The sequence below is a fragment of the Petrimonas mucosa genome, assembly GCF_900095795.1.
In the GTDB taxonomy this organism is placed as follows: domain Bacteria; phylum Bacteroidota; class Bacteroidia; order Bacteroidales; family Dysgonomonadaceae; genus Petrimonas; species Petrimonas mucosa.
Map to the genome: position 1 here is coordinate 2606056 of NZ_LT608328.1, position 23799 is coordinate 2629854.

Genomic DNA, 23799 nt, shown 5'->3' on the forward strand with positions numbered 1-23799 from the left:
AAGAATTATACTATATCTTGTGCAAATATTTGGCGTGTAATAATATTGTCTTTGAGATAAAAAACTTAGTAACCCATTGACAGCCAGAGAATCGATAAGATGATAAACAAAAGAAAAAGCAGTAAAGACAGCACCTCCAGCCTCTTTAATCGATATGTATGGCTGGTAGATCTCATATATCGGAAAAGTGATATAACCTTTGAAGAGATCAATGAGCACTGGCAACGGTCGTCTCTAAACTGCGAACAGGAAGATTATCCACTGCGCACATTTCACAACCATCGAAAAGCAATCGAACAGATGTTTGATATCAACATTGAGTGTAACAAGCGCAACGGTTATAAGTACTACATTGAAAACTCAGAAGATATAGAAAAAGGTGGTGTGAGAACCTGGCTGTTGAACACATTTGCAGTAAACAACCTTATCAATGAGAGTCACAAGATCAAACATCGCATCCTGTTTGAGAAAATACCACTCGGACAGGAATACCTGACCACCATAATTGAAGCCATGCGCGATAATTTCTCTCTTACAATTACCTACCAAGCATTCTGGCAAGAAAATCCGGCAACATTCGATGTAAACCCATACTTTATAAAAGTATTTAAACAACGCTGGTATCTTCTTGCATATAATCCTTACAGCGCTAAATTGCAAACCTACTCACTTGATCGTGTAAAACGTGTTGAGATAACTGAAAGCACATTTAATTTACCTAAAGATGTAGATTTTGAATCCTATTTCGGTGACAGTTTTGGTATCATCTCAGGAGAAGACATCCCAACTGAAATTGTCCGGATAAAGGTACTCAAAAGACAAGATGACTATATAAAAGCACTTCCGTTGCACAGCTCACAAAAGGTTATTACCTCCAATGACTACTACACCATTTTTGAATACTACATTAAACCTACCTACGACTTTCGGCAAGAACTTTTATCGCACGGAGCCCAAGTTGAAGTCCTAAAACCTGAGTGGTTTAGGGAGGAGGTTAAGGAGATTGTGAAGGAGATGCGCAATGCTTATTTAACATCGAAAATTAACCGTTAAATGGTTCCTTGATATTATTTTCCACATTGACATTTTTTTCCAAATATCTTAAGGCTAAATCTAAATATTTAATAACTATTTCTTTTTCAAATTTACCATTACTTATGTCAATAAGTATTTCATTATCAAAATTCCAATGTGGTGCAATAAGTTTGTAACCATATTGATCAAATGGTATGGGGTCTATATCAAATAATTCTTTAATTAAATACTGTGGTTCAGCTTTTCCTACGCTGGCTGCTTGGTTTTTAAAAGCAAAATATAATTGTTTGTTATTTTCCGCGAAATAAATACCTGCACCTGTTGGCCAATCATTTTTATAAAAATGGAAACTATTTTCATTTTTCAAAGAATAATTTAAGTCAAATTTTTCAGACACCCTTTTAACCATTTCTTCAATTAACATTGATTTCATGTTATTGAAGTTTTGATAAACGATTATTGATGATTCAACATTATCTGCTAAAGCTTTCACTATTTCTTCTGAATTTTTTGATTCCATATCTTGATTTGTCAGTTGTTTTAAATGATTGATATATTGGACTAATGTCTCTCTTACAGTAGGATGACGTAATGATATTTTTAAGCATTCTTCAAGCCATTCTATTATATCGTTTTCATAAGAAAGGCAAATATATTCAGTAGCTCCACTACTTTGTTTGCTAGCTTCGTTGCCCCATAAAGTGAGATAAAGTATTATATATTTTCCGATGTCATATTTTTGTTCAGCATAGTTATTATACCTTATTAATTGTTCTGATTGATCACGAGCATATATTTTATTTTCTATAATAATTGCTTGTTCTGGATTTTTGATTATAATATCTAATCTTCCATCAGTAATTACATGCTCAGTTATAACAGTCACATTACTGCAGTCAAAATCTAAACTACTGTTTTTCTGAGCTATCATTTTTACAAATAAATTTAAAAATTCATCTTTTAGTCCATGGGTCCCACCTGGGTTTAATAAGGCTGCTAATATCAATGAATGTTTGTTTTCATAATGATTTACGCCTAGTGTCTGGAATATATTAAAACGACCTCCTGTTGCATCAAGAACTGCATCATTTTTTTTCTTTATACTTAACACTACTGCTAAAAGTTTTTCAATACTTTTTATTCTCATAATATTAAAGTTTTAATGTTCTTTTTATTATTTATGTCTTAATCCAACCTCTCTACCTTAAAATCACTTTTATAACAATTCGCCTTTGTATAATCAAATCTGTAGAGTCTCATGTATGCTTCTCTTATCTCTTTTGCACCATTATAAAATGGATCTGAAGTATGATGAAGAGTTGTTACTGTAATCACCATATTCGGTGTCTGAACTGTTCCATTATTCCTCTTTATTCGTTTGGGTGTAATTCTAAATACTTTTGCCATGGTGAAAATTTAAATTAATGTAAAAATATGAAACATATTTATATAAAAAACAATATTTATTTAAAAAAAGAATTTTAATAAGATTGCAATTTTCCTGCTAGGATTTCAATGCAAAGTGAATTTGCAATTTTATTGCGTGATTCAGCTGCAAAAAAATAATATTTTGGCTCCGAATCATTAGCTATTACTAACTTAAAAAACTTCATCATTATTTCACTCATTTCATCAATTTGTAAAGGACTATCAGGAGAATATTCAAACAGAAAATAGAAATGTGTGAAATCAGACAACTTGTTATATATCTCGAAATTTTGCTCTTCAAAAACATCACTAATTAAATCAGTTCTATCAAAATCATCAGGATCATATTTTATTGAAATACTCATATCTTTCACAAAATAATTTATATCGTTAAAATCACTTTCAGATAAAGGAGTTTTATAAACTGAGCTATTATCTTCATGTAACCAATATCCCCACCTCTCTTTAGTTGAGGTAGAAGTATCGTATGATATTATAATTGGCATAATCAATATTTTTCCTTCAAAAATAACAGAGTGATACGCCAAATTAAGGCATAGCCATGTATTAAATTTATTAATTGAAATACTTTAAACTAATGTCATTATTTGGCATATTCTTCTGTTTACTTTGAGGATATTCAAAATATTATACACTAAAATATGAGTCTATAACAACAAAAAGCATTAATTCAGATTTCATGGCGGCTGTATTAGAAGAGTCCGCTTGGGAAGAGACTTCCAAGGAGTTTCTATGGACAGAGCAACTCCTGGAAAAGCATAAGAATAAAGTAAACTGGAAAGCTGTTTCTCAAAACAGCGACATGCTGTGGACAACTTCTATGCTTGAAAAATTTAAAGCACACATAGATTGGCACGAATTTTCTTTATATTGCAATGAACTGACTTTCACATTTGATAATGCAAATAAATTTCATGATTACTGGGACTGGCAGCAATTATCAAAATCTATAAGTACTATAGAGTTATTAGATAAATTTCTTGACTATTGGGACTGGAACGAAATTATTGATAATAGGTATTTAACAGAGTATTATAACAAAGAATTTCTGGAAAAATATATCAATTATATTCCAATGTCATCACTTCAGCAATCAATGCTTTGGAGATATTTGATAAGTGAAGAATCAGATAAAATAAAAAAAGGAATGCTTACTTGAATAAGAATCTGAGATAGTTATAATTAGAGAATTAATTGATTCATGAACCTGCTTGCAGATTTACTATTGAACAGTAAGTCTGCAAGTTTTACCATCAACACTTCCTCTTAAAGATTCCTTTTTGTCATTATTGTTTTTTATCGTTTAGTGATTTTTTAATTTTCTTCACTAACTTAAACCCAATCACAGATATCAGTATAATTAGGATAAGGCATATTATCCCAACTACTAATAGATATTCAAATAAAGCAATTACTGCGTCACCACTAGTTATCTGGGTTCCTTCACCAAATTTATTCCATAGATATACCAAGTATCCAATTCCAATTAAAGTAGTGAAACATCCCGACTTTTTAACTTTTTTCATCTTTTATAATTATAAGTAAAATAAGTCCTAAAGCATAGCCCTATCATACAGTTCAGACATCTAAAATATATAATCGATATGCTAAATAAATGCACAGCAATGAGCAATAACTATTTAATTGAAAAACTTTTTATCTATTGCTTAAATTGTAAGCACCCGAGTAACTACCTCTTGATTATTCCGGAGCATACGCACCCACGGATTTGATCTGATTATTCATTCCGACAACTGCGGATTCTCTAGTAAATTGTTAGCGTATTATTAGAGTGCCTATAAGCATTTATTAGCGCATTATTAACGTGAGTTCGGGATAAGAAAATCATAAAAAAAGTTGTGATATAGGGAGATTATTTGTATATTTATAGCTGTTAATCAAACAAATAACAAACATCAACCCTATGATCACAACAGACAAAGTTATTGAAATATTTTGTATTGCCGACGATTTTTGTGCAGAATATGAGAATGAAATCCGGAATCACCAACTTCAAGCAGGTGACATAACGAAAAGGAGAAACAGGAAAACGCAAATGTCTCAGAGCGAGATTATTGCCGTGATGGTCTGCTTCCACTGTGGAACCTTTCATAATTTCAAGAATTATTACCTGTTTTATATTTGCAAGCACATGAAGAGCTATTTTCCAAATGCCGTTTCCTACAACCGTTTTGTCGAGTTGCAACCCAGGGTGATTGTACCTTTCATGCTGTTGCTCAAACTCTTTGGATTTGGTGAATGCACAGGCATTACATATGTGGATAGCACTCCAATCAAAGTATGTCATAACAAGCGTATCCACTCGAATAAAGTATTCAGGGATCTGGCACAAAGAGGGAAAAGTACGATGGGCTGGTTTTTTGGATTCAAGCTTCATCTGGTCTGTAATGAAAAGGGTGAATTGCTGAATTTCTCTCTCACAAAAGGCAATGTCGACGATAGAAACCCTGACGTAATCAATGTTCTTACCAAAGATCTTTTCGGTAAACTATATGCAGACAAGGGTTACATCAGCACAAAGCTCTTCGAGATGCTGTTTGACCAGGGAGTTCATTTAGTGACCGGTATACGCTCAAATATGAAAAATTCCCTGATGTCATTCCGCGACAAGATTCTCTTACGCAAAAGATCTGTAATTGAGTCCATCAATGATGAACTGAAGAATATCTGCCAGATAGAACATTCAAGGCATCGTTCCACACATAATTTCATCATGAACATAATTGCTGCATTGGTGGCATATTGTTTCTTTCCCAAAAAGCCTTCAATCAAATTTGAAGTGGAAAAGTCAAGTCAATTAACCATTTGGGGATAATATGTTATCCCGAACTCACGTTATTAGATTTTCACTGGAGATTCGCTAGTTTCCTTCGTTTTTCCAGTAATTCGGCAAAAGCTTCTTCAGGTTTTCATCATTCCCCGGCTTCTGGTAATAAGGCATCTTGCCTATCACATCAATGAGCCATTCCCGAGGGTTCACCCCCTGCTCCTTGCATGAGGTCAAAAGGGAACAGATGATGGCCGTGTTACCGGCTGCCTCGTGGTTGCCACAGAACATGAAGTTCTTTCGAGACAAGGCAATGGGGCGGATGGCATTTTCAGCCATGTTGTTGTCGAGTTTCAGCCTGCCATCCAGCAGGTAATTTTTCATTCGAGGCCAAAGTGAGTAGGAGTAACCGATGGCTTCTCCGATAAGGCTCTGGGGAAGGACCTTCGGGTAGGTTTTCTCCATCCAGGCTTCAAGCGAGTTCATGACAGGAGCTGCAAGTTCCTCCCTGAGTTTGGCCCGTTCCTCGAACGAGAGGTTTCGCTCGTCAGCCATCCTCTCTACACGGTACAGATGCTGGATCTCTTTCAGGGCATGTTCTGCCAGCGCCTTATTCTCATTCAGGGCCTTCTCGTAATAGCGCCTTATGTGGGCCATGCAGCCAACGAGACACACCTGATCCTCCTTGTCAAAGACATTGTAGGCTTGCCACCCGTCACTTTGCAGGTAACCGGTAAAGGATTTCAGTAAGGTACCCACGGTTTGTTGTGACCTGGAACCATCGTTGTAATAAAAGAAAACCAGTTTCTTCATGACCGCTCTCACCATCCACAAGTATTCTTTCTTTGCCTTGTGACTTTCCTTGTTGATCACCGGAAGTGTGGTTTCATCCACCTGGAGGTAATCAGTATCAATAACCTCTTTCTTCAGAACCTCGTAGAGCGGCTTCAGGAGCTCACAGGCCGGCTTGAACCAGCCGGAGATCGTATTCTCCGGTATCTTCACCCCCAGATGTCCCAACTGCTGTACCTGGCGGTAAAAGGGGAGATGATACACATACTTCTGGAGCAGGATCTCAGCGAGGAGACTGGCACCGGGAAGTCCCTTGTATATGGGCAGTAGCGGGAGGGGGGCGATGATCACACCGGGTGTGCCATCAACCGTCGGGGCAGCGTTGTCTCTTAAAGCGTACTTGGGGCGCACAAGCTCTTTCACATACAGCTTCCCGGGTTCAAACTCAAGTGTACGGGTACGTTCCTCACCGATACGCTTGTACTTGTCCGGATCAAGTTCTTCCGGCTCCAGCACAACCTCCACCACGGGAAGACCCTCCAACATCTTCCGGTTGGATCTCTCTTTCTTCCTGGCGGGTGCCTGCTCTTCTATCTGCTTCTCGGCAGCAGCACGGGCCGCTTCGATCTCGGCAAGCCTTTCCTCCTCGTCTGCAATCGTTTCAAACAATGAGAGCTGGGCCGGATCCAGGTGCGAGAGTTTCTCGCTTTTACGCCCGTAGAACTGGCGGGTGAACCAGGCGATCTGTGCCAGCAGCTTATCCATCCGCTGCTGCATCCCGGTGAGTTGTTCAGATAGCTTCGCGTTAGCCTCAGTGAGCTGACGGATTTGTTCCGCCTGCGATTGTATGAGGAGCTCTACTGCTTGTATCTGGTCCATTTACCGGGCTTTTATTTAGTCATAAAAATACTAAAAAACCCTGACCTGGACAAGCTTTCAGGAGATTATTTTCACTCTTTTTCTGATTATTTTTACTACCCGTTTCTCATCGCTTTGAGCCTCTTCAAGCGGCTGCCCGGATCATCCTGTATCCCTTCCACCATCATCACCAGATCGCGCCACTGCATGGGATAGGAACGACTCTTTTCATCGTACGCGGGTATGCGGAAAGTACCTTCCTCGAGCCTTTTCATGTACAGAACCAACCCGCCATCTTCCGCATGCAAAAGCTTCATGGTCGTACGGTTTCGATTGATGAAGATGAAGACATCACCCATGCGGACATCATATCCCATCAGGTTTTGAACCACACCACAGAGCGAGTTCATCCCTTTTCGCATGTCTGTCTTCCCAGGACACAAGAAGTAGCGCATGTTATCATTCAGGCAGAACATGGCGTGAGCAGATTTGATTCAGTAAATTGATCGCGATCTCTGCCTGGGCACTACCAATGAAGCTGACCTGGATACCTCCCGGGAGCTTGATCCTGATCTCTCCCTGACTGCTGCGAGGGGATGAAGCCGGCGAGGATACAGGGGCTTTTATGGGCAGGTTTAAGTTGATTGGTGCCAGCATGTCCGTGGGTGCATCCGGCGCATGATTGTTATAGGGCCGGGTGAGTCCGAACTTGGTTTTCCAGTAGTGGAAGCTGGAGACCGTATAGGACTCGTTAGCACAAAAATCCTTGATGCTTAACCCGCTCTTCTGTTGGCGTTCCAGTATCGCCAGGAATTCTTCTTTGCTTACAGGCTTCATAAAAAATAGGTTTGCAGGCAAAGATCGGAAAAAACCATTTTCGCTAAAATGGGTATTTTATCGGGGGCTTACCACCATCCCAGAAAGGTCTTTTATCATTTTTTTCAATAAATGCATGTAAGGTATCTGTTTTAGATATCGCTGCCTTAACTGCATCAGCACCCCACTCCTCAATTTGTATGTTATTATATTTTACTTTATTCATGAGAGGATCATATTTTTAAATGATAATATTCTTTGTAAATATTTATTCAAACTCAATCTTTGGTAAATCACTTACTAGGCTCTATAACGTTTGATGTGGGTAATTGGAAATCTTATTAATTCAAGTTTCGCAAGTTGCTAACTTGCCGATTTTAGTTCATAAAAGTTGATAAAGTGAGCCAGATTATCCGATTTGTTAATGATTGCATCGAAGATCTCTTCCTCTTCAATGGAGAAGATCCCGGTCATGATTTTCACCATTTCAAGGATAATGCCCCATATCCTCTCCGTTACGGAGAGCTCCATGCCAGAGTGTTGCACATCCCTGAAGATTCCGCCAATGGTCTCATAACTGGTGAACCTTTTGGCCAGGGAAAGCAAATTGTATTGCAAGGCCGTGATCGTGGTTGCGGCAAGCTGCGCAGCAAAGTTCCGGGACTGGCACTTGCCCATACCCAGCAATCCCTTGGTTTCCTTGAAGAAGACCTCGAGGGACCAGCGCATGGCATAAATCCGATAGGCTTCCAGGAACTCCAGGGAGAGGTTGGTCGTCATTATTCCATTCCAGGACTCCTTTTTTCTCTTCACAAAATAGAGACGTACATCTGTGCCCGCAAAGCGAACGTCAGCGGTAATATACTGACAACCAAGCTTGCGGCTCCTTCTGGCTTCACCCCTGGCTTCAAGCAGATTGATCAGTGCCCGGGCGGTGAGTTCCTTCCCTTCAAAACCGTACCTGGTAACTCCCTTCTTCCCGATCTTGATCATACCCAGGTAATGGCACTTTATGTGCCGGGCACGTATGAAGCGAATCACCTCCGAGCAGGTGAACCAGCTGTCGGCAAGCAGGTAGTCAAAGCGGATGCCCTTGTTAATGGCTCGCTTTATCATGGTTATCATCAACTGGATCTTGCTCTCCCCGTACTCTTTTGCCCGCGTTACAACGGGGGACGCTTCATCTCTATCCTTGGTAAACCGCGATTCGAGCTCCTTGTCGCTCATGCTGAAGTTGTTCTTCCTGCCCTTCTCCCCGAGGATGGCGAAGTCGAGGATGAACTGGCTCTTGCCATCGGTAATGCCCAGGAAGAGAGATTTGAAACCAAGGATCGTCTTGTGTCTCAGGTGGGAATAGACCCTGCCGATGTTTTCAATACGCCTTCCCGTCTTGGGAAGGTCGGTATCGTCCACCATCAGGCAAACAGTTTGATGCTTGTGGTCACTTCTCACGCGAACCTTGTTCCATATTTGAATGGTGAAGTGGTAGAGTATCTTGCGCCAATCATAAATTTCGTTGTTTACGAAACGGTAGAAAACATCCTTTTCGCAGCCAAAGAAGCCGCTTAGGGATGATCGACAATAATTGTAAGGATTCTTGATCATGAAACAGGGGAACATAATCAGCAACTCGAGCACCTGCAGCAGGGAATACTTGCTGTTGCATTTGCTCCTGCTCCCGAAGAGGACCTTCTCCGACATGTTGAAACCTTTTAGCATATCCGTCAGGGTAAAAAGGGCACTGTTTGAATCATCTTTCTTGAAAAAAACGCTGATTTCTGATAAAATGGAGTTACTTTTGTATATCGGCATAGGGCTGTTAGTATTTTTGGTTTTGACGCTTAAATATACTAATAATCTGTGAATTACAGAAGCATCTATGCCGTTTTTTTATGCGATTATTTTTACTGAATTTTTACTTGCGAAACTTGAATTATTAACTTTGCCGGATGAATAGTACAGATATATTTAGGATAGCTTTAGGGTTAAGTTCACCATGGTATGTTGAACGTGTCGAGTTCTTGGATTCTACATCAGAGAAAGGCAAAGAATTGCATTTGCATTTAAATTTTGAGAGAGGTTATAAGTTTTCAGATTCATCAGGCTTGTCTACTACAGCCTATGATACAGTAGATAGGGTATGGCAGCATCTAAACTTTTTTCAACACCGTTGTTACCTTCACGCCCGTGTTCCCAGGATAAAATCAGGAGATGGAACCATCCATCAGGTACAGGTACCCTGGGCTCGTGCAAACAGTGGATTTACACTTCTTTTTGAAGCTTATGCCATGCTTTTGATAGAAAGTGAGATGCCTGTATCCAAGGTTTCCGAATGCGTCAAAGCTACCGCTCCCCGCATTTGGAGAGTTTTCAATTATTGGATTAAACGTGCGCTATCTAAAGATAAATTAGACACAGTCACCCAAATAGGTATGGATGAAACCTCTCGGAAAAAAGGACATAATTATGTTACCATCTTCGCAGATTTAGACCAGCGCAGGGTCATTCATGTCTGTGAAGGTAAAGATGCAAATACTGTCGAAGATTTCACTAAAGCACTAGAGTCCAAAGGTGGAAGTAAAGAAAAAATTGAAATCGTCAGCATGGATATGTCTCCGGCTTTCATCTCCGGAGTGAAGGAGAATCTTCCTGATGCCCAATTAGTTTTTGATAAGTTCCACTTAGTGCAATCATTAAACAAAACATTGGACGAAGTACGTATAGCGGAACGTAAAGGGAATGATCTTCTCAAAGGACATAAATATACAGTACTAAAGAAATACGATAACCTGTCTTCACAAAACAAAAGTGAACTTGATTATGTGCTTATGATGTATCCCAAGTTGGGAGAAGCTTATAGACTAAGGGAACTATTTATGGATGTCTTTACAATTGCCGACCCACAAGAAGCTAAAGGATATTTATGGTTTTGGTGTGATATGGCAATGGATCAAAAAATAGAACCATACAAAAAGTTTGTTTCCATGATTAAATCGCATTGGAGTGGGATCACTGCTTATTTTGATAAAAGGGTTACTAATGGCGTATTGGAAGGAATTAATAGCAAAATACAATTGGCCAAAAGAAGAGCTAGAGGATATAGGGATGTGCACAACTATATTAACATGATATACTTTCTTTCTGCCAAACTCAAATTTGATTACCCACTCTATTCGTTATAGAGCCACTTACTATATCTACTGTCTGAACACTTACATTTATAATGCTTAAAAGAAGGTCTAGAATATAACGAGGGTTACCAACTTCTTTAGACCAATCATTAGGATCGTTTTTAATTTGACTTTTCTTATCAATAGTGACTTGGTATCTTTCCATAATCCACTCAATGGCAGATTTTCCGTTCACCACATATTCATAAGCTTTGTCCGGGATGTTGGATATTATAATCTTGCTGTTGAAAATGATGGTATCTTTCTGTCCTTTCTTTGGAAAGCGCATTTTCTGTACTTTGAAGTAACCGGAATCATCTCCCGTAACTTTTACTTCCGGATAAGGTGGTACACTCTCATACTCAATATGCAATTCCGCAAGTTGTCTACCAGCTTTGCTGAATTTCCAAAAGTCCCGGACGTCATCCACAAGAGGAAGACGAGGTAACATTTTCTTTAGGTCGTTAGCAAATGTTGTCCTATAATCTGGACTATGAAGAAAACCATACACATAATAGAAAATATCTTCCTTTGTAACATTTTTACCATACTGCTTTTGTGCTCTTTTGAAAATAAAATCCGAAACGCCATCTCTACGAATGTATTCTCTATCGCCTGCGGCATCAAATAGGCTTGGGCTGTTTTTTTGGCGTTCTTCGAAATAGTACAAGGGGAAACATTGATTGTTGAATTGCACCTGATAATCGGTAGGAGAATTGGAAATAACGGTAGTGAAATCTTTCGTACCCCCAACACCTGGTATAGAGATAATTACATTTTCAGTTTTAGGTTTTGGGAAATAAATCTGATTTAAACCTGGACTTTCAACCAAACTTTTGTCATAATATAATGACTGTTTACAGAAAGGGCGATAGTACCCTTCTGTAATTTTGCTTTCATGAAAACTATGAGGTTTGTTCTTTTCAAGGTCTTTCTTTAACGCTCGAGTCCAACTTATTTTAGTTGGGTCAGAATTAATAAAATCTCCAACTTTAATATCTGGCTTGTTGATACGCTTAGTTTCAAACTCAGAACGCTGTGAATTATAGAAAGCGATTAAAGCACGGACGTTTTGAGCCATATGATTTCGCGAGAAACCATAAACCCAAATGTCTCTACTTGTCAAGATTCCTGGACCTTGAACTACAAAGAATGACTGGCCTTTTAAATCAAACTTCTTTTCCGGAGCAAGTGGAATAAATGATTCAAATGCATCATTTCTATGGTTTATCCAGTCACCATGCTTATTTGGGTGGATTGTTTTCCAGCTCATTCTAGGATTACCAACAGAGCCTAATCCGGTAATTATCTTTAATTTTTCCTCCCTACTCAAGTAATCGCCAATATCATGATAATGAATAGTGGCTTTTTTATTAGTTGCATCAGGATTCTTAACCAATAAAGTAATTGAAATTGGTGCACGAGAACCGGATCCAAAAATCTTTCCTCCTTCTCTACGACTTAATTCACCACTCGTACGCTGATTTCCACGTAAATTAAAAACCCATATGCTGGAAAATTCATTTTCAATAGTCTTGCGAAATCCATCGGTGCTGTTCCCATCGAGCCATGATCCATTTGTAACAAATGCAATGATTCCACCTTGATCTGATTTTAACCGATCTGTACTCCACCGGAATGCCTTAATATAGGCATCATAAAGAGATTTGTTCAATCCAGCTGATGATGATGCCACATAAGTATTTTCAATTCGTTTCTCTAAATTGGGGTAAGATTGATTTTGTGCATTATCATTGGCTGATTTCTGTCCTATGGAATAGGGTGGATTTCCAATAATCACACGAACTGGTGTCTTTTTCTGTTTTGTTGCTCGTGCAGAGTTTTGTGGAAATGTTTCCGAAAAAAGCACTTCACTTTCATTGGTTTCTCCTAATTGAAATGTATCTGTTAATACAATTCCTTCAAAAGGAACATAGTTTTGATTTTTGACATTATCTTCGGTCTTGGGTATCAGGTCGTGATAAGCATTTTCAATATTGACGGTTGCTATATAATATGCCAACAAAACTATCTCATTTGCATGAAGTTCTTGTTTGTACTTTCTCTGAAGATCTACATCTTTTATTAAGCCGCTTTGTAATAAACGTGTTATAAACGTACCGGTACCGGTAAAAGGGTCCAGTATATGTATGTTTTCATCAGAAATGGAACGATCAAACTCCTTTTTAAGTACATCATTGACAGAATGGATAATAAAATCGACTATCTCGACTGGTGTATACACAATACCAAGCTGCTCAGCCATTTTTGGGAAAGCATTTTTAAAAAACTTATCATATAGTTCTTTCCATTTAAAATCCCAATAAAATTGGACAATTCATTTTAATTAACTTTTAAATTTTATCTTTGCATCAGGGTGTTAAGAGGAAACAGGCTCTGCCGGGGGGCAACCTGTCAGCAATAAGCACCCTGACGGTATGCAGTAATGCTACTTTAGGAGGTGGATATTCTGCCTCCTTTTTCAGTATTACTGACACTGTCCATATGGCTAAGAAAACCCGATCCTACATCCTACGGTAAACAATCTTTCCACAGCAGACTACCCGGCCTTGCGGCGGGAGCTGCAAATTCCTGTATCAGTTTACGATAGGCGGGGGTCACATACTAATTTAAGCAGACTTCAAAGCTGCAATAATATGACAGTGTTTCCCCCGTGGAAAAATTGCTTACACTGTAGGATTGTATGTTAATTGACAACGCACGGCACATATTCCTGTCCATGTTTGAGCACGAAAAATATCCTGTTCACCAGTTTACGGGCTACCTTGACTATGGCCTTCTGGGCATTCATCCGTTTACGGTATCCCTCATAGGCCAATGTCATTGCCGGATCTTTCCTTATGGCTATCCATGCAGCCTCGATTATGTAACAGCGCAACATCGCGTGCTTGCGAACCGTGATGTTGCCGTCGCCCTGACTTTCCCCGCTGGAGTGGCACATGGGAATCAGTCCGATGTAGGAAGCCAGTGCGTCGGCGCTGGAAAACCGGTGGATATCGTCTATCTCGACCGCCAACGACATGGCGGTGGTTATCCCTATTCCCGGAACCGATGCAAGCAGGCGTATCGGCTCCTTGAGTACTTCACTGCGGGATAATGCGCGCAATATCCGCGTTTGTTCGAGAAGCATGCCGCGCAGGCGTACAAACTGCTCTATGTGTATGTTCAGTGCCTGCCGCCCATATTCGGTGGAAAGCGACACTTCGCGCAGCCATGCCAAAAACCGCTTTGACCAGTTCCCCACCGAATGACGTGTAAATTCTTCCGGGATGTCTATCCCGTGAAATCGCAGGAACGACTTTATCCGGTTCTTTTCCCTCGTGGTGTCTTTTACGATCCTGTTTCTCAACCTTATCAAAGAACGCATTTCCAGGGTGGCGACATCCGGCACGTAAATGCCTTTTAATGTTCCCGACCGTAATTCCCTGGCCAGTTTCCCGCAATCAACCGCGTCGGTCTTGCGTAATTTCTCCTTGCTCATGGTCGGCACATCAGCCGGATTGACAACGATGTTGTTGATCCCTAATCCTGTCAGATTCTCGTGTATCCAGAACCCGCAGAATCCCGCTTCGTAAACCGAATGATAATCCGCTCCCGGATAATGGGTTGTCAAAAACTTGTGCAGCGATTCCGGACTCGGATCCTGCCTGAACTTCTTCAGAACAGAATGTTGGGATAACACTGCCACCGACCAACTTTTCAAATGGGCGTCGATTCCTACGTAAATATTTTGCCCTTTGAAATCTAATTTGTTACTTTGTCCTCTGTTCATAAGCTATATTGTTTAAGTTAAGATTGTTATCTCTCAAAAACAAAGTTAACTAAAATGATATAGCTTTTTTACTGGACTACCTATCCGTCTTTTACAATTTCAAACATAGGAACTATTATGATGCGTTGTTTTCCCTGTGCATTATCTATGCCCTCTACTCTTTTGCGAACTGATTCATAGAATCTCTGCAGTTTCTCAGATTCATCGGCGACAGATTCACCTTCCAAGTGATTGAGCATTCTCTGCATCGCATCTGAAATTGGATTGTTCTTTTCAAAAGAATAATCCTCAAACAATGCTTCGAAAATTGGTTTTGTTATGATGTGCTGTGCCAACATCTCTATTGCCTGCCGCTCAGAGATACTGGGATTAATATTTCTTTGTAGTCCTACCAGAAATTTATCGAAAGCTTTTCTCTGTTCTTTCCTGTTTTCTACAAGGAAAGTAATTCTTTCAATCTGTCGTTCAGCGATAATAGAAACATCTTTAGCCCATTGCTCCCAATATCTACGGCTTCCTACCTTCTCAACCATTCGGGCATAAACTACGCTTTGTAATTTCTCAAATTGTAACGAAAGCTGCTTTGCAAATTCTTCACCTTCCTTATCCTCACTCCTTGAGCCGTCTAGATTAATAGGATTGTCATATTCATCAAATCCATATTTAGACCTTGCTAAAAGGATATTATTAGGTTTCTTCTTATTAAGTTCAATTTTATTTACCGTAGCATTAAAGCGATCATCGTGAGCACGTAAAGCATTTAGTACAGTCCACACAACACCATATCGTTTGTTATCATCTAAAGCTACATTTGCATCCACTGACGGTGGCACAACTACCGGAATAATGATATAACCATATTTTTTTCCAGGTGATCTGCGCATTACTCTACCTACAGATTGAACTACATCAACTTGAGAATTTCTTGCGGAAAGGAATAGAACGGCATCTAAAGACGGAACGTCTACGCCTTCACTTAGTACACGGACATTTGTAATTACCCTGCATTCATTTTCTGAAGTATCTTCTTTTAACCATCCCAAAAGTTCATCTCTATTTGGAGCCGACATAGTCCCATCCATATGTCTTGCGTCTACAGAAACCATTTGTTTTCGTTCTTCTGCCGGTAATTGATCAATATATGATTCGGAAGCAGAATTATATACTGCAGAAATAGATTTTGAGGTTTTAATGTTAGAACAAAATGCAACAGCTCGCTTCATCGGCTCAGGATCTATCTGTTTTGTTACTCCTTCATCTCCTAGGAATTGTTTAGATAGAGCATTGACTGTGCCGACTATTTTTGAAATATCATCCGTATCTACTTCATATTCATCTTTAGTAAACATATCAAGTACTCCTTGAGGAATATCCCGATCGTTTAATGTTAGTATTAGAACTTTATAATCAGTTAGAAGACCCCTTGCAACAGCATCACCAAATCCTATTCTATAAATTTCATCTCCATAAAGAAGAGGATCATCCATAGAACATAAAACAGCATCAGCTTCACCCGCTTTACTTTTTGTATTGTCATCATATAGTCTCGGAGTAGCTGTCATGTACAGCCTTTTCTTTGCTTTTATAAAGTCATTATTGTGTACCTTTACAAAACTAGACTCATCATCTCCGGCAAGTGTTACACCTGTTGTACGATGTGCTTCATCGCAAATAATAAAATCAAATTCAGAAAATCCCTCTTTTAATAATTTCTTTTGTGCTTCAGCTATAACATCAATGGACTGATAAGTAGAAAAGACAACAGTCATTCCAGCCGGTCTATGTTGTTTAATATGTTCAAATTGCTGCAGAATATAATCAGCGTCAGTAGATGCCGGATAAGCCAAATCAATCATACTGAATGAATCTGTTTCATCGTTTAATTGTTTTTGACTTGATACTTTAGGATCTGAACAAATAGCTATAGCATTTATCGGTTCATTTGCATCAGCACTCCACTCCCTTAAAGTTTGACCTAATAGTGCAATTGAGGGAAGTAAAAAAAGAATTAATCCGTTATTATTGGTTTCATTTTCAGCTATCCTCAACGATGTGAAAGTCTTTCCTGTTCCGCAAGCCATAATTAGCTTGCCACGATCATTTTGCTTGTAATATTCGTGGGCTTTATCTAGTGCTTCTTTTTGATGTGCATATAAGGTCTTTTTAGGAGTTCTGGCTACTTCGCCATGAATACCTTTATCTAATTTATCCCAATCAACAGGTGCTTCAATTAGATCATAAATATTTATTCTTGTTACTGAAGGAAATTGATTTTTTAATGCATCTGTTGCGTGAGAGCTCCAATTATTAGAAGTTGAAATCCATATACGTTGACTAAATCGAGTGGTTTTCATTTCTTCATTTAGAAATGACCTGCCCGAGGTAGCTAAAAAACTATCTACTGCAGCTTTATCGATATAGGTGTTTTCTTGAAAACATTTACATTGTATTGCCCAATATTCACCATCAGTTGTTCTACCAACTAAGTCTATTCCTACATCATTTCCACTACCAAAATCAACTTTTCCAGGAAATTGATTCCAGAGCCATACTTTTTCTAAACGAGATGCATATTTTTGATCGGTTAAAAGATATGCCTGCATTAATCTCTCGAATCTGGTTCCTTTGTCACTTTCTGAAAACGAGTATTTACGATAACGTTCTAGGATCTTTTTAAATGGAGTCATTACGTATTTGATTAGAAATTCACACAAATATAGCTAAATAAATGTAATTGATTAACAAAAAAGAGGAAGAGAACACAAACTAAGCAAAGGGAATGATAAGCAACAGCAAGCAATTAAATAAGCGAGACTGTAATTTAAACTGTGTCAAAGAATAAAAATAATTATTTATTACTTTTACTAAACAGTTTACATTATGGAAGATTTTGATTACAAGTCCTTTCAAGCCAAGGCACTGGAACAGCTAAAATCCGGTAAACCTCTATTGGGTAAAGACGGTGCATTTGCCCCATTATTGGAGAACCTTCTTAATGCTGCCCTGGAAGGTGAGATGGATGCTCACATGGATGATGAAGAGCGCTCAAACGGTAACCGCCGCAATGGTTACAACCGCAAGCAGGTTCAGACCTCACTTGGTGAAGTAACAGTTCAAACTCCACGTGACAGAGACTCTCGGTTTGAACCTGAGTTTATAAAAAAGCGTGAACGTATTTTAGCAGAAGGTGTGGCTGACCGTATCATCGGTTTATACGCCCTGGGAAACAGTACACGAGAGATCAGCGACTGGATGGAGGAGAACCTTGGCAACCGTGTTTCAGCCGATACCATAAGCTCCATTACTGACCGTGTGTTGCCTGAACTCCAATCCTGGCGCACTCGTCCTCTTGATCCGGTTTACCCTATAGTATGGATGGATGCTATTCATTACAAAGTGATGGATGACAAGAATCGCCCTGCTACCCGTGCAATTTACAACGTACTTGGTGTTGATCGCAACGGACATAAAGATCTGCTGGGAATGTACATCTCCAAGAGTGAGGGTGCCAATTTTTGGCTGTCTGTTCTTACAGATTTACAAACCCGTGGGGTACAGGATATTTTAATTGCAAGCACCGATAATCTTAACGGTTTCTCGGATGCCATTAACAGTGTTTTTCCTGAAACCATCGTTCAAAGTTGCATAGTTCATCAGATACGTAACTCAGTTAAGTATGTTGCAAGCAAGTATCAGAAGTCTTTTCTGAAAGATCTGAAGCTGGTTTATCAGGCCGTAAACCGAGAGACAGCAGAGGATGAGTTAGACAATCTTGAACTTAACTGGGGTGAGCAGTACCCCCTGGTAATAAAATCCTGGCGTGACAACTGGCATAAATTATCAGCTTATTTTCAGTATACTGACTCTATCCGCCGGCTTATTTATACTACTAACGTGAGTTCGGGATAAGAAAATCATAAAAAAAGTTGTGATATAGGGAGATTATTTGTATATTTATAGCTGATAATCAAACAAATAACAAACATCAACCCTATGATCACAACAGACAAAGTTATTGAAATATTTTGTATTGCCGACGATTTTTGTGCAGAATATGAGAATGAAATCCGGAATCACCAACTTCAAGCAGGTGACATAACGAAAAGGAGAAACAGGAAAACGCAAATGTCCCAGAGCGAGATTATTGCCGTGATGGTCTGCTTCCACTGTGGAACCTTTCATAATTTCAAGAATTATTACCTGTTTTATATTTGCAAGCACATGAAGAGCTATTTTCCAAATGCCGTTTCCTACAACCGTTTTGTCGAGTTGCAACCCAGGGTGATTGTACCTTTCATGCTGTTGCTCAAACTCTTTGGATTTGGTGAATGCACAGGCATTACATATGTGGATAGCACTCCAATCAAAGTATGTCATAACAAGCGTATCCACTCGAATAAAGTATTCAGGGATCTGGCACAAAGAGGGAAAAGTACGATGGGCTGGTTTTTTGGATTCAAGCTTCATCTGGTCTGTAATGAAAAGGGTGAATTGCTGAATTTCTCTCTCACAAAAGGCAATGTCGACGATAGAAACCCTGACGTAATCAATGTTCTTACCAAAGATCTTTTCGGTAAACTATATGCAGACAAGGGTTACATCAGCACAAAGCTCTTCGAGATGCTGTTTGACCAGGGAGTTCATTTAGTGACCGGTATACGCTCAAATATGAAAAATTCCCTGATGTCATTCCGCGACAAGATTCTCTTACGCAAAAGATCTGTAATTGAGTCCATCAATGATGAACTGAAGAATATCTGCCAGATAGAACATTCAAGGCATCGTTCCACACATAATTTCATCATGAACATAATTGCTGCATTGGTGGCATATTGTTTCTTTCCCAAAAAGCCTTCAATCAAATTTGAAGTGGAAAAGTCAAGTCAATTAACCATTTGGGGATAATATGTTATCCCGAACTCACGTTACTAACATAGTTGAAGGGTATCATCGCCAAATACGAAAGGTGACCAAAAATAAGGGAGTATTCACCAACGATACCGCATTGGAAAAACTAGTCTAACTGGCTTATCGCAATATCCGAAAAAAATGGGTAATGCCACTACACAACTGGGGGCAGACAGCACAGCAGCTGGCTATTCTTTTTCCTGAAAGATTTAAATTATTGATTTAATTAAATAATTCAAGTTTCGCAAGTAAAAATTCAGTAAAAATAATCGCATAAAAAAACGGCACAGAGGCTTCTGTAATTCACAGATTATTAGTATATTTAAGCGTCAAAACCAAAAATACTAACAGCCCTATGCCGATATACAAAAGTAACTCCATTTTATCAGAAATCAGCGTTTTTTTCAAGAAAGATGATTCAAACAGTGCCCTTTTTACCCTGACGGATATGCTAAAAGGTTTCAACATGTCGGAGAAGGTCCTCTTCGGGAGCAGGAGCAAATGCAACAGCAAGTATTCCCTGCTGCAGGTGCTCGAGTTGCTGATTATGTTCCCCTGTTTCATGATCAAGAATCCTTACAATTATTGTCGATCATCCCTAAGCGGCTTCTTTGGCTGCGAAAAGGATGTTTTCTACCGTTTCGTAAACTACGAAATTTATGATTGGCGCAAGATACTCTACCACTTCACCATTCAAATATGGAACAAGGTTCGCGTGAGAAGTGACCACAAGCATCAAACTGTTTGCCTGATGGTGGACGATACCGACTTTCCCAAAACGGGAAGGCGTATTGAAAACATCGGTAGGGTCTATTCCCACCTGGGACACAAGACGATCCTTGGTTTCAAATCTCTCTTTCTGGGCATCACGGATGGCAAGAGCCAGTTCATCCTCGACTTCGCCATCCTCGGGGAGAAGGGCAGGAAGAACAACTTCAGCATGAGCGACAAGGAGCTCGAATCGCGGTTTACCAAGGATAGAGATGAAGCGTCCCCCGTTGTAACGCGGGCAAAAGAGTACGGGGAGAGCAAAATCCAGTTGATGATAACCATGATAAAGCGAGCCATTAGAAAGGGCATCCGCTTTGACTACCTGCTTGCCGACAGCTGGTTCACCTGCTCGGAGGTGATTCGCTTCATACGTGACAGGCACATCAAGTGCCATTACCTGGGTATGATCAAGATTGGGAAGAAGGGAGTTACAAAATACGGTTTTGAAGGGAAGGAACTCACCGCCCGGGCACTGATCAATCTGCTTGAAGCCAGGGGTGAAGCCAGAAGGAGCCGAAAGCTTGGTTGTCAGTATATTACCGCTGACGTTCGCTTTGCGGGCACAGATGTACGTCTCTATTTTGTGAAGAGAAAAAAGGAGTCCTGGAATGGAATAATGACGACCAACCTCTCCCTGGAGTTCCTGGAAGCCTATCGGATTTATGCCATGCGCTGGTCCCTCGAGGTCTTCTTCAAGGAAACCAAGGGGTTGCTGGGTATGGGCAAGTGTCAATCCCGGAACTTCGCGGCGCAGCTTGCCGCAACCACGATCACGGCATTGCAATACAATTTGCTTTCCCTGGCTAAAAGGTTCACCAGTTATGAGACCATTGGCGGAATCTTCAGGGATGTGCAACACTCTGGCATGGAGCTCTCCGTAACGGAGAGGATATGGGGTATTATCCTCGAAATGGTGAAAATCATGACCGGGATCTTCTCCATTGAAGAGGAAGAGATCTTCGATGCAATCATTAATAAATCGGATAATCTGGCTCACTTTATCAACTTTTATGAACTAAAATCGGCAAGTTAGCAACTTGCGAAACTTGAATTAAATAATAATACAAGGATTTCAATATATTTAATTAGTTTTGCTGATGACCAACAAAACGATGGCGAAGCTTTGAACCATTGATAGTTAAAAACGATTAGGGGATCGACCCCTAACCGTTTTTGACCAACTAAAACTCAGGTCTCGGCATTACCCATTAATAAATGATGCCAAATTAATTATAAAAATAAAACCTGACACAGTTTAATTTACACAACCGTTTTAAACCCCAAATAGTATATTACATGGAAAACATTGTACATCACAATCCAAACACAAACGTTGTGGACGAGCTGTTTTTGAACAGCCCCAATTATTTTAAATTCGAACAGACCGAAGAACACCCAAAAAAGGAGAACACACTCTATCTGACTATCAAGCAGAAATGGTTCGATGAAATCGTCGCCGGACGCAAAAATGTGGAGTACCGCGATATCAAGGAGACAACCATGAAAAAGTACCTCGATTTAACTGTCAGGGGAGATAATACCATTTTGGTGAACGAGCATCTTCCGGTAGATGGATTACTGGGTATTTTTGAATACAACAACGGGATATTCTGTTATGTACCCAGGATATATCAATACCTCAACCTGGCGGTAGGCTACAAAAAAGATCGTGATACGGCACTGATCCGTGTGAAGGGAGCCTGTATTATGCCCTACAGGTTAGAGGACGGCAGGATTTATCGTTTCAACGACGAGATGATCGAAGGTGTTGAAACAATGTCTCAAGGCGAATTTATCAAGACATCGTACAGGGAAAACGGAGAGTTGTGCTACTGGACCATCGGCTACCAACTGGGTGAAATAGTGGAGTTGGATAAAAAATGAGTTTACTCTGTACGCGAAACACCATTGAATCCATATTTATTCCAAAAAAATGGTAGCACACAATGAGACTTGACTTGTTTGATTAACTTCAAAAAAAAACGCACAGTCAAACGCTAAACTGTGCGTAAAACTGTGCGTAAATTAACTAAACCACTGACATACAGCGTATACTGTGGACCTGGAGGGATTCGAACCCTCGTCCAAACGAGGAAATAATTTGCTTTCTACATGCTTAGTTTCATTTTGATTGTCGGGATGGAGCACGACTGAAACCACCAGACTCCATCCTTATCTTCTTAATTTTCGGATGGGAGCCGAAGCCTCTCCCGTCCTATCTCCGATTTACCTGCACCACCTGATCGGCACGCTTCGGAGCCACAGCTTCCGGGTGATGTCTTGTCCCGACACCTTGGTCGGGATTAAGCGATTAACCTACTCTACTTCGGTTACGCAGCAAGAGCGTAATTGTTATTGCCAGTTATTGTTTTGAAGATTGAGATTTAAGTGCCAACCCACAATGCACTGCATGCTTACAAACCACTTCTGCCCGCTGTCAAAACCGGTCAAGCCCATATTGAATATGAAATTCGACACAAAGTTAATGATTTGGTTTAACAAGAGCAAATTTTTCTGCCACAGCCATAGATTGGCAACGATTATGCTCGATTGTATCGGGTTAAACGATTTTTGAGAATCAGCGACACGTTATCTGAATTAAAATCTTTATTTTTGTAAAAAATTAAGCAGATCGCATGAACAAAATCATAGCAAAGGAGAATTTTTCCAACAAGGTTGTCAGTCTGGAAATTGAAGCTCCGTTGATTGCCAGAAGCCGTAAGGCCGGTCACTTTGTAATGGTCAGGGTGGGGAAAAAGGGTGAGAGGGTTCCATACACCATCGCCTCTGCCGACCCGGTGAAAGGCACCATCACTTTGGTGATACAGCGTGTAGGCAAATCTTCGGAGAAGGTTTGTCAGCTTGAACCGGGGGACTACATCACCGATTTGGTCGGCCCATTGGGCAAAGCCACACATATCGAGAATTTCGGCACCGTTCTTTGTGCAGGTGGCGGTGTGGGGGTTGCTCCATTGCTTCCGATAATCGAGGCCATGAAAGGTGCAGGCAATAGGGTGATCACTGTTCTGGCCGCCCGGAGCAAAGAGTTGGTGATTCTGGAGGATCAGGTCAGGAAAAATTGTGATGAAGTGATTGTGATGACCGATGACGGTTCATACGGACAACAGGGATTGATCACGGCCGGTGTGGAACAGGTAATTCTGCGTGAACCGGTAAACCTGTGCGTAACCATCGGACCTGCCATCATGATGAAGTTTGTATCGGAACTGACAAAAAAATATAATGTACCTACCGTTGCATCGCTCAACACGATTATGGTAGACGGCACCGGCATGTGCGGGGCCTGTCGTGTCACGGTGGGAGGAGTAACCCGTTTTGTCTGTGTTGACGGACCTGAATTTGATGCGCACCAGGTCGATTTTGATGAGATGTTGATGCGCTTGAAAGCATATAATTAA

General features: G+C 40.1%; 20 protein-coding genes, 1 other RNA gene and 2 pseudogenes. 10 read left to right on the forward strand and 13 right to left on the reverse strand.

Annotated elements, in window-relative coordinates:
* The first annotated feature begins 99 nt into the window (after nucleotides 1-99).
* Nucleotides 100-1053 carry a helix-turn-helix transcriptional regulator gene (locus ING2E5A_RS10475; RefSeq protein WP_071137357.1) on the forward strand — a complete coding sequence of 318 codons (954 nt, stop codon included), beginning with the start codon at nucleotides 100-102 and terminating at the stop codon, nucleotides 1051-1053.
* On the opposite strand, the gene ING2E5A_RS10480 is transcribed toward ING2E5A_RS10475, so the two are convergent.
* The 3 genes from ING2E5A_RS10480 to ING2E5A_RS10490 form a co-directional block, all read right to left on the reverse strand.
* The gene (locus ING2E5A_RS10480; protein ID WP_071137358.1) at nucleotides 1043-2182 is read right to left on the reverse strand and encodes a PDDEXK-like family protein; all 1140 of its coding nucleotides are present in this window, start codon (nucleotides 2180-2182) and stop codon (nucleotides 1043-1045) included. The genes ING2E5A_RS10475 and ING2E5A_RS10480 overlap by 11 nt on opposite strands.
* 38 nt (nucleotides 2183-2220) lie before the next feature.
* On the reverse strand, nucleotides 2221-2442 hold the full coding sequence (locus ING2E5A_RS10485) for a DUF6140 family protein (protein ID WP_071137359.1): 222 nt from the start codon (nucleotides 2440-2442) through the stop codon (nucleotides 2221-2223).
* Between the two features lie 74 nt (nucleotides 2443-2516).
* Nucleotides 2517-2969: a hypothetical protein gene (locus ING2E5A_RS10490; protein WP_071137360.1), complete on the reverse strand. Its 453-nt coding sequence runs from the start codon at nucleotides 2967-2969 to the stop codon at nucleotides 2517-2519.
* 194 nt (nucleotides 2970-3163) lie between these two features.
* On the opposite strand from ING2E5A_RS10490, the gene ING2E5A_RS10495 reads away from it, so the two are divergent.
* Nucleotides 3164-3643, forward strand: coding sequence for a hypothetical protein (locus ING2E5A_RS10495; protein WP_231960374.1), 480 nt, complete (start codon nucleotides 3164-3166; stop codon nucleotides 3641-3643).
* 127 nt (nucleotides 3644-3770) lie between these two features.
* Here ING2E5A_RS10495 and ING2E5A_RS10500 read toward each other — a convergent pair whose 3' ends face one another.
* On the reverse strand, nucleotides 3771-4010 hold the full coding sequence (locus ING2E5A_RS10500) for a hypothetical protein (RefSeq protein ID WP_071137362.1): 240 nt from the start codon (nucleotides 4008-4010) through the stop codon (nucleotides 3771-3773).
* A 398-nt stretch (nucleotides 4011-4408) separates the two neighbouring features.
* On the opposite strand from ING2E5A_RS10500, the gene ING2E5A_RS10505 reads away from it, so the two are divergent.
* Nucleotides 4409-5320 carry an IS982 family transposase gene (locus ING2E5A_RS10505; protein ID WP_005842164.1) on the forward strand — a complete coding sequence of 304 codons (912 nt, stop codon included), beginning with the start codon at nucleotides 4409-4411 and terminating at the stop codon, nucleotides 5318-5320.
* Nucleotides 5321-5365: 45 nt separating this feature from the next.
* Here the strand turns inward: ING2E5A_RS10505 and tnpC are convergent, their stop codons facing one another.
* The 5 genes from tnpC to ING2E5A_RS10525 all read right to left on the reverse strand — a co-directional run bounded on the left by tnpC (nucleotide 5366) and on the right by ING2E5A_RS10525 (nucleotide 9550).
* Nucleotides 5366-6943 carry an IS66 family transposase gene (gene tnpC / locus ING2E5A_RS10510; RefSeq protein ID WP_071137363.1) on the reverse strand — a complete coding sequence of 526 codons (1578 nt, stop codon included), beginning with the start codon at nucleotides 6941-6943 and terminating at the stop codon, nucleotides 5366-5368.
* A 95-nt stretch (nucleotides 6944-7038) separates the two neighbouring features.
* Entirely contained in the window at nucleotides 7039-7398 is a 360-nt protein-coding gene (gene tnpB / locus ING2E5A_RS10515; RefSeq protein ID WP_071137364.1) for an IS66 family insertion sequence element accessory protein TnpB, read from the reverse strand.
* Nucleotides 7382-7759 (reverse strand): IS66 family insertion sequence element accessory protein TnpA, encoded by a 378-nt coding sequence (gene tnpA / locus ING2E5A_RS10520; RefSeq protein WP_071137365.1) that lies wholly within the window; start codon nucleotides 7757-7759, stop codon nucleotides 7382-7384. Before tnpA ends, tnpB begins: the two co-directional genes overlap by 17 nt.
* Before the next feature lie 43 nt (nucleotides 7760-7802).
* Nucleotides 7803-7964: a hypothetical protein gene (locus ING2E5A_RS15385; protein ID WP_154670081.1), complete on the reverse strand. Its 162-nt coding sequence runs from the start codon at nucleotides 7962-7964 to the stop codon at nucleotides 7803-7805.
* 137 nt (nucleotides 7965-8101) lie between these two features.
* Complete coding sequence (locus tag ING2E5A_RS10525; protein ID WP_083373303.1) at nucleotides 8102-9550, reverse strand: IS4 family transposase; 1449 nt, start codon at nucleotides 9548-9550, stop codon at nucleotides 8102-8104.
* A gap of 137 nt (nucleotides 9551-9687) precedes the next feature.
* On the opposite strand from ING2E5A_RS10525, the gene ING2E5A_RS10530 reads away from it, so the two are divergent.
* A complete protein-coding gene (locus ING2E5A_RS10530) occupies nucleotides 9688-10920 on the forward strand; it encodes an ISL3 family transposase (protein ID WP_071137366.1) in 1233 nt (410 codons plus the stop codon).
* Here ING2E5A_RS10530 and ING2E5A_RS10535 read toward each other — a convergent pair.
* From ING2E5A_RS10535 to ING2E5A_RS10545, 3 genes are all read right to left on the reverse strand, one after another.
* Nucleotides 10889-13246: a type ISP restriction/modification enzyme gene (locus ING2E5A_RS10535; RefSeq protein ID WP_394332606.1), complete on the reverse strand. Its 2358-nt coding sequence runs from the start codon at nucleotides 13244-13246 to the stop codon at nucleotides 10889-10891. The genes ING2E5A_RS10530 and ING2E5A_RS10535 overlap by 32 nt on opposite strands.
* A 369-nt stretch (nucleotides 13247-13615) precedes the next feature.
* A complete protein-coding gene (locus ING2E5A_RS10540) occupies nucleotides 13616-14701 on the reverse strand; it encodes an IS110 family RNA-guided transposase (RefSeq protein ID WP_071137244.1) in 1086 nt (361 codons plus the stop codon).
* Nucleotides 14702-14781: 80 nt separating this feature from the next.
* A complete protein-coding gene (locus ING2E5A_RS10545) occupies nucleotides 14782-17388 on the reverse strand; it encodes a restriction endonuclease (RefSeq protein ID WP_071137368.1) in 2607 nt (868 codons plus the stop codon).
* A 193-nt stretch (nucleotides 17389-17581) separates the two neighbouring features.
* Between ING2E5A_RS10545 and ING2E5A_RS10550 the strand changes: the two are divergent.
* From ING2E5A_RS10550 to ING2E5A_RS10565, 5 genes and pseudogenes are all read left to right on the forward strand, one after another.
* Nucleotides 17582-18607, forward strand: a pseudogene (locus ING2E5A_RS10550) (IS256 family transposase); the annotation flags it as partial.
* A gap of 87 nt (nucleotides 18608-18694) precedes the next feature.
* A complete protein-coding gene (locus tag ING2E5A_RS10555) occupies nucleotides 18695-19606 on the forward strand; it encodes an IS982 family transposase (RefSeq protein ID WP_005842164.1) in 912 nt (303 codons plus the stop codon).
* Nucleotides 19607-19622: 16 nt separating this feature from the next.
* A pseudogene (locus ING2E5A_RS15085) lies at nucleotides 19623-19835 on the forward strand (IS256 family transposase); the annotation flags it as partial.
* Nucleotides 19836-19964: 129 nt separating this feature from the next.
* On the forward strand, nucleotides 19965-21413 hold the full coding sequence (locus ING2E5A_RS10560) for an IS4 family transposase (RefSeq protein ID WP_083373304.1): 1449 nt from the start codon (nucleotides 19965-19967) through the stop codon (nucleotides 21411-21413).
* 263 nt (nucleotides 21414-21676) lie between these two features.
* A complete protein-coding gene (locus ING2E5A_RS10565) occupies nucleotides 21677-22264 on the forward strand; it encodes an ASCH domain-containing protein (RefSeq protein ID WP_083373305.1) in 588 nt (195 codons plus the stop codon).
* Nucleotides 22265-22434: 170 nt separating this feature from the next.
* Here ING2E5A_RS10565 and ssrA read toward each other — a convergent pair.
* Nucleotides 22435-22835: a transfer-messenger RNA gene (gene ssrA, locus ING2E5A_RS10570) on the reverse strand.
* Between the two features lie 181 nt (nucleotides 22836-23016).
* On the opposite strand from ssrA, the gene ING2E5A_RS10575 reads away from it, so the two are divergent.
* Nucleotides 23017-23799 (forward strand): sulfide/dihydroorotate dehydrogenase-like FAD/NAD-binding protein, encoded by a 783-nt coding sequence (locus tag ING2E5A_RS10575; protein ID WP_071137369.1) that lies wholly within the window; start codon nucleotides 23017-23019, stop codon nucleotides 23797-23799.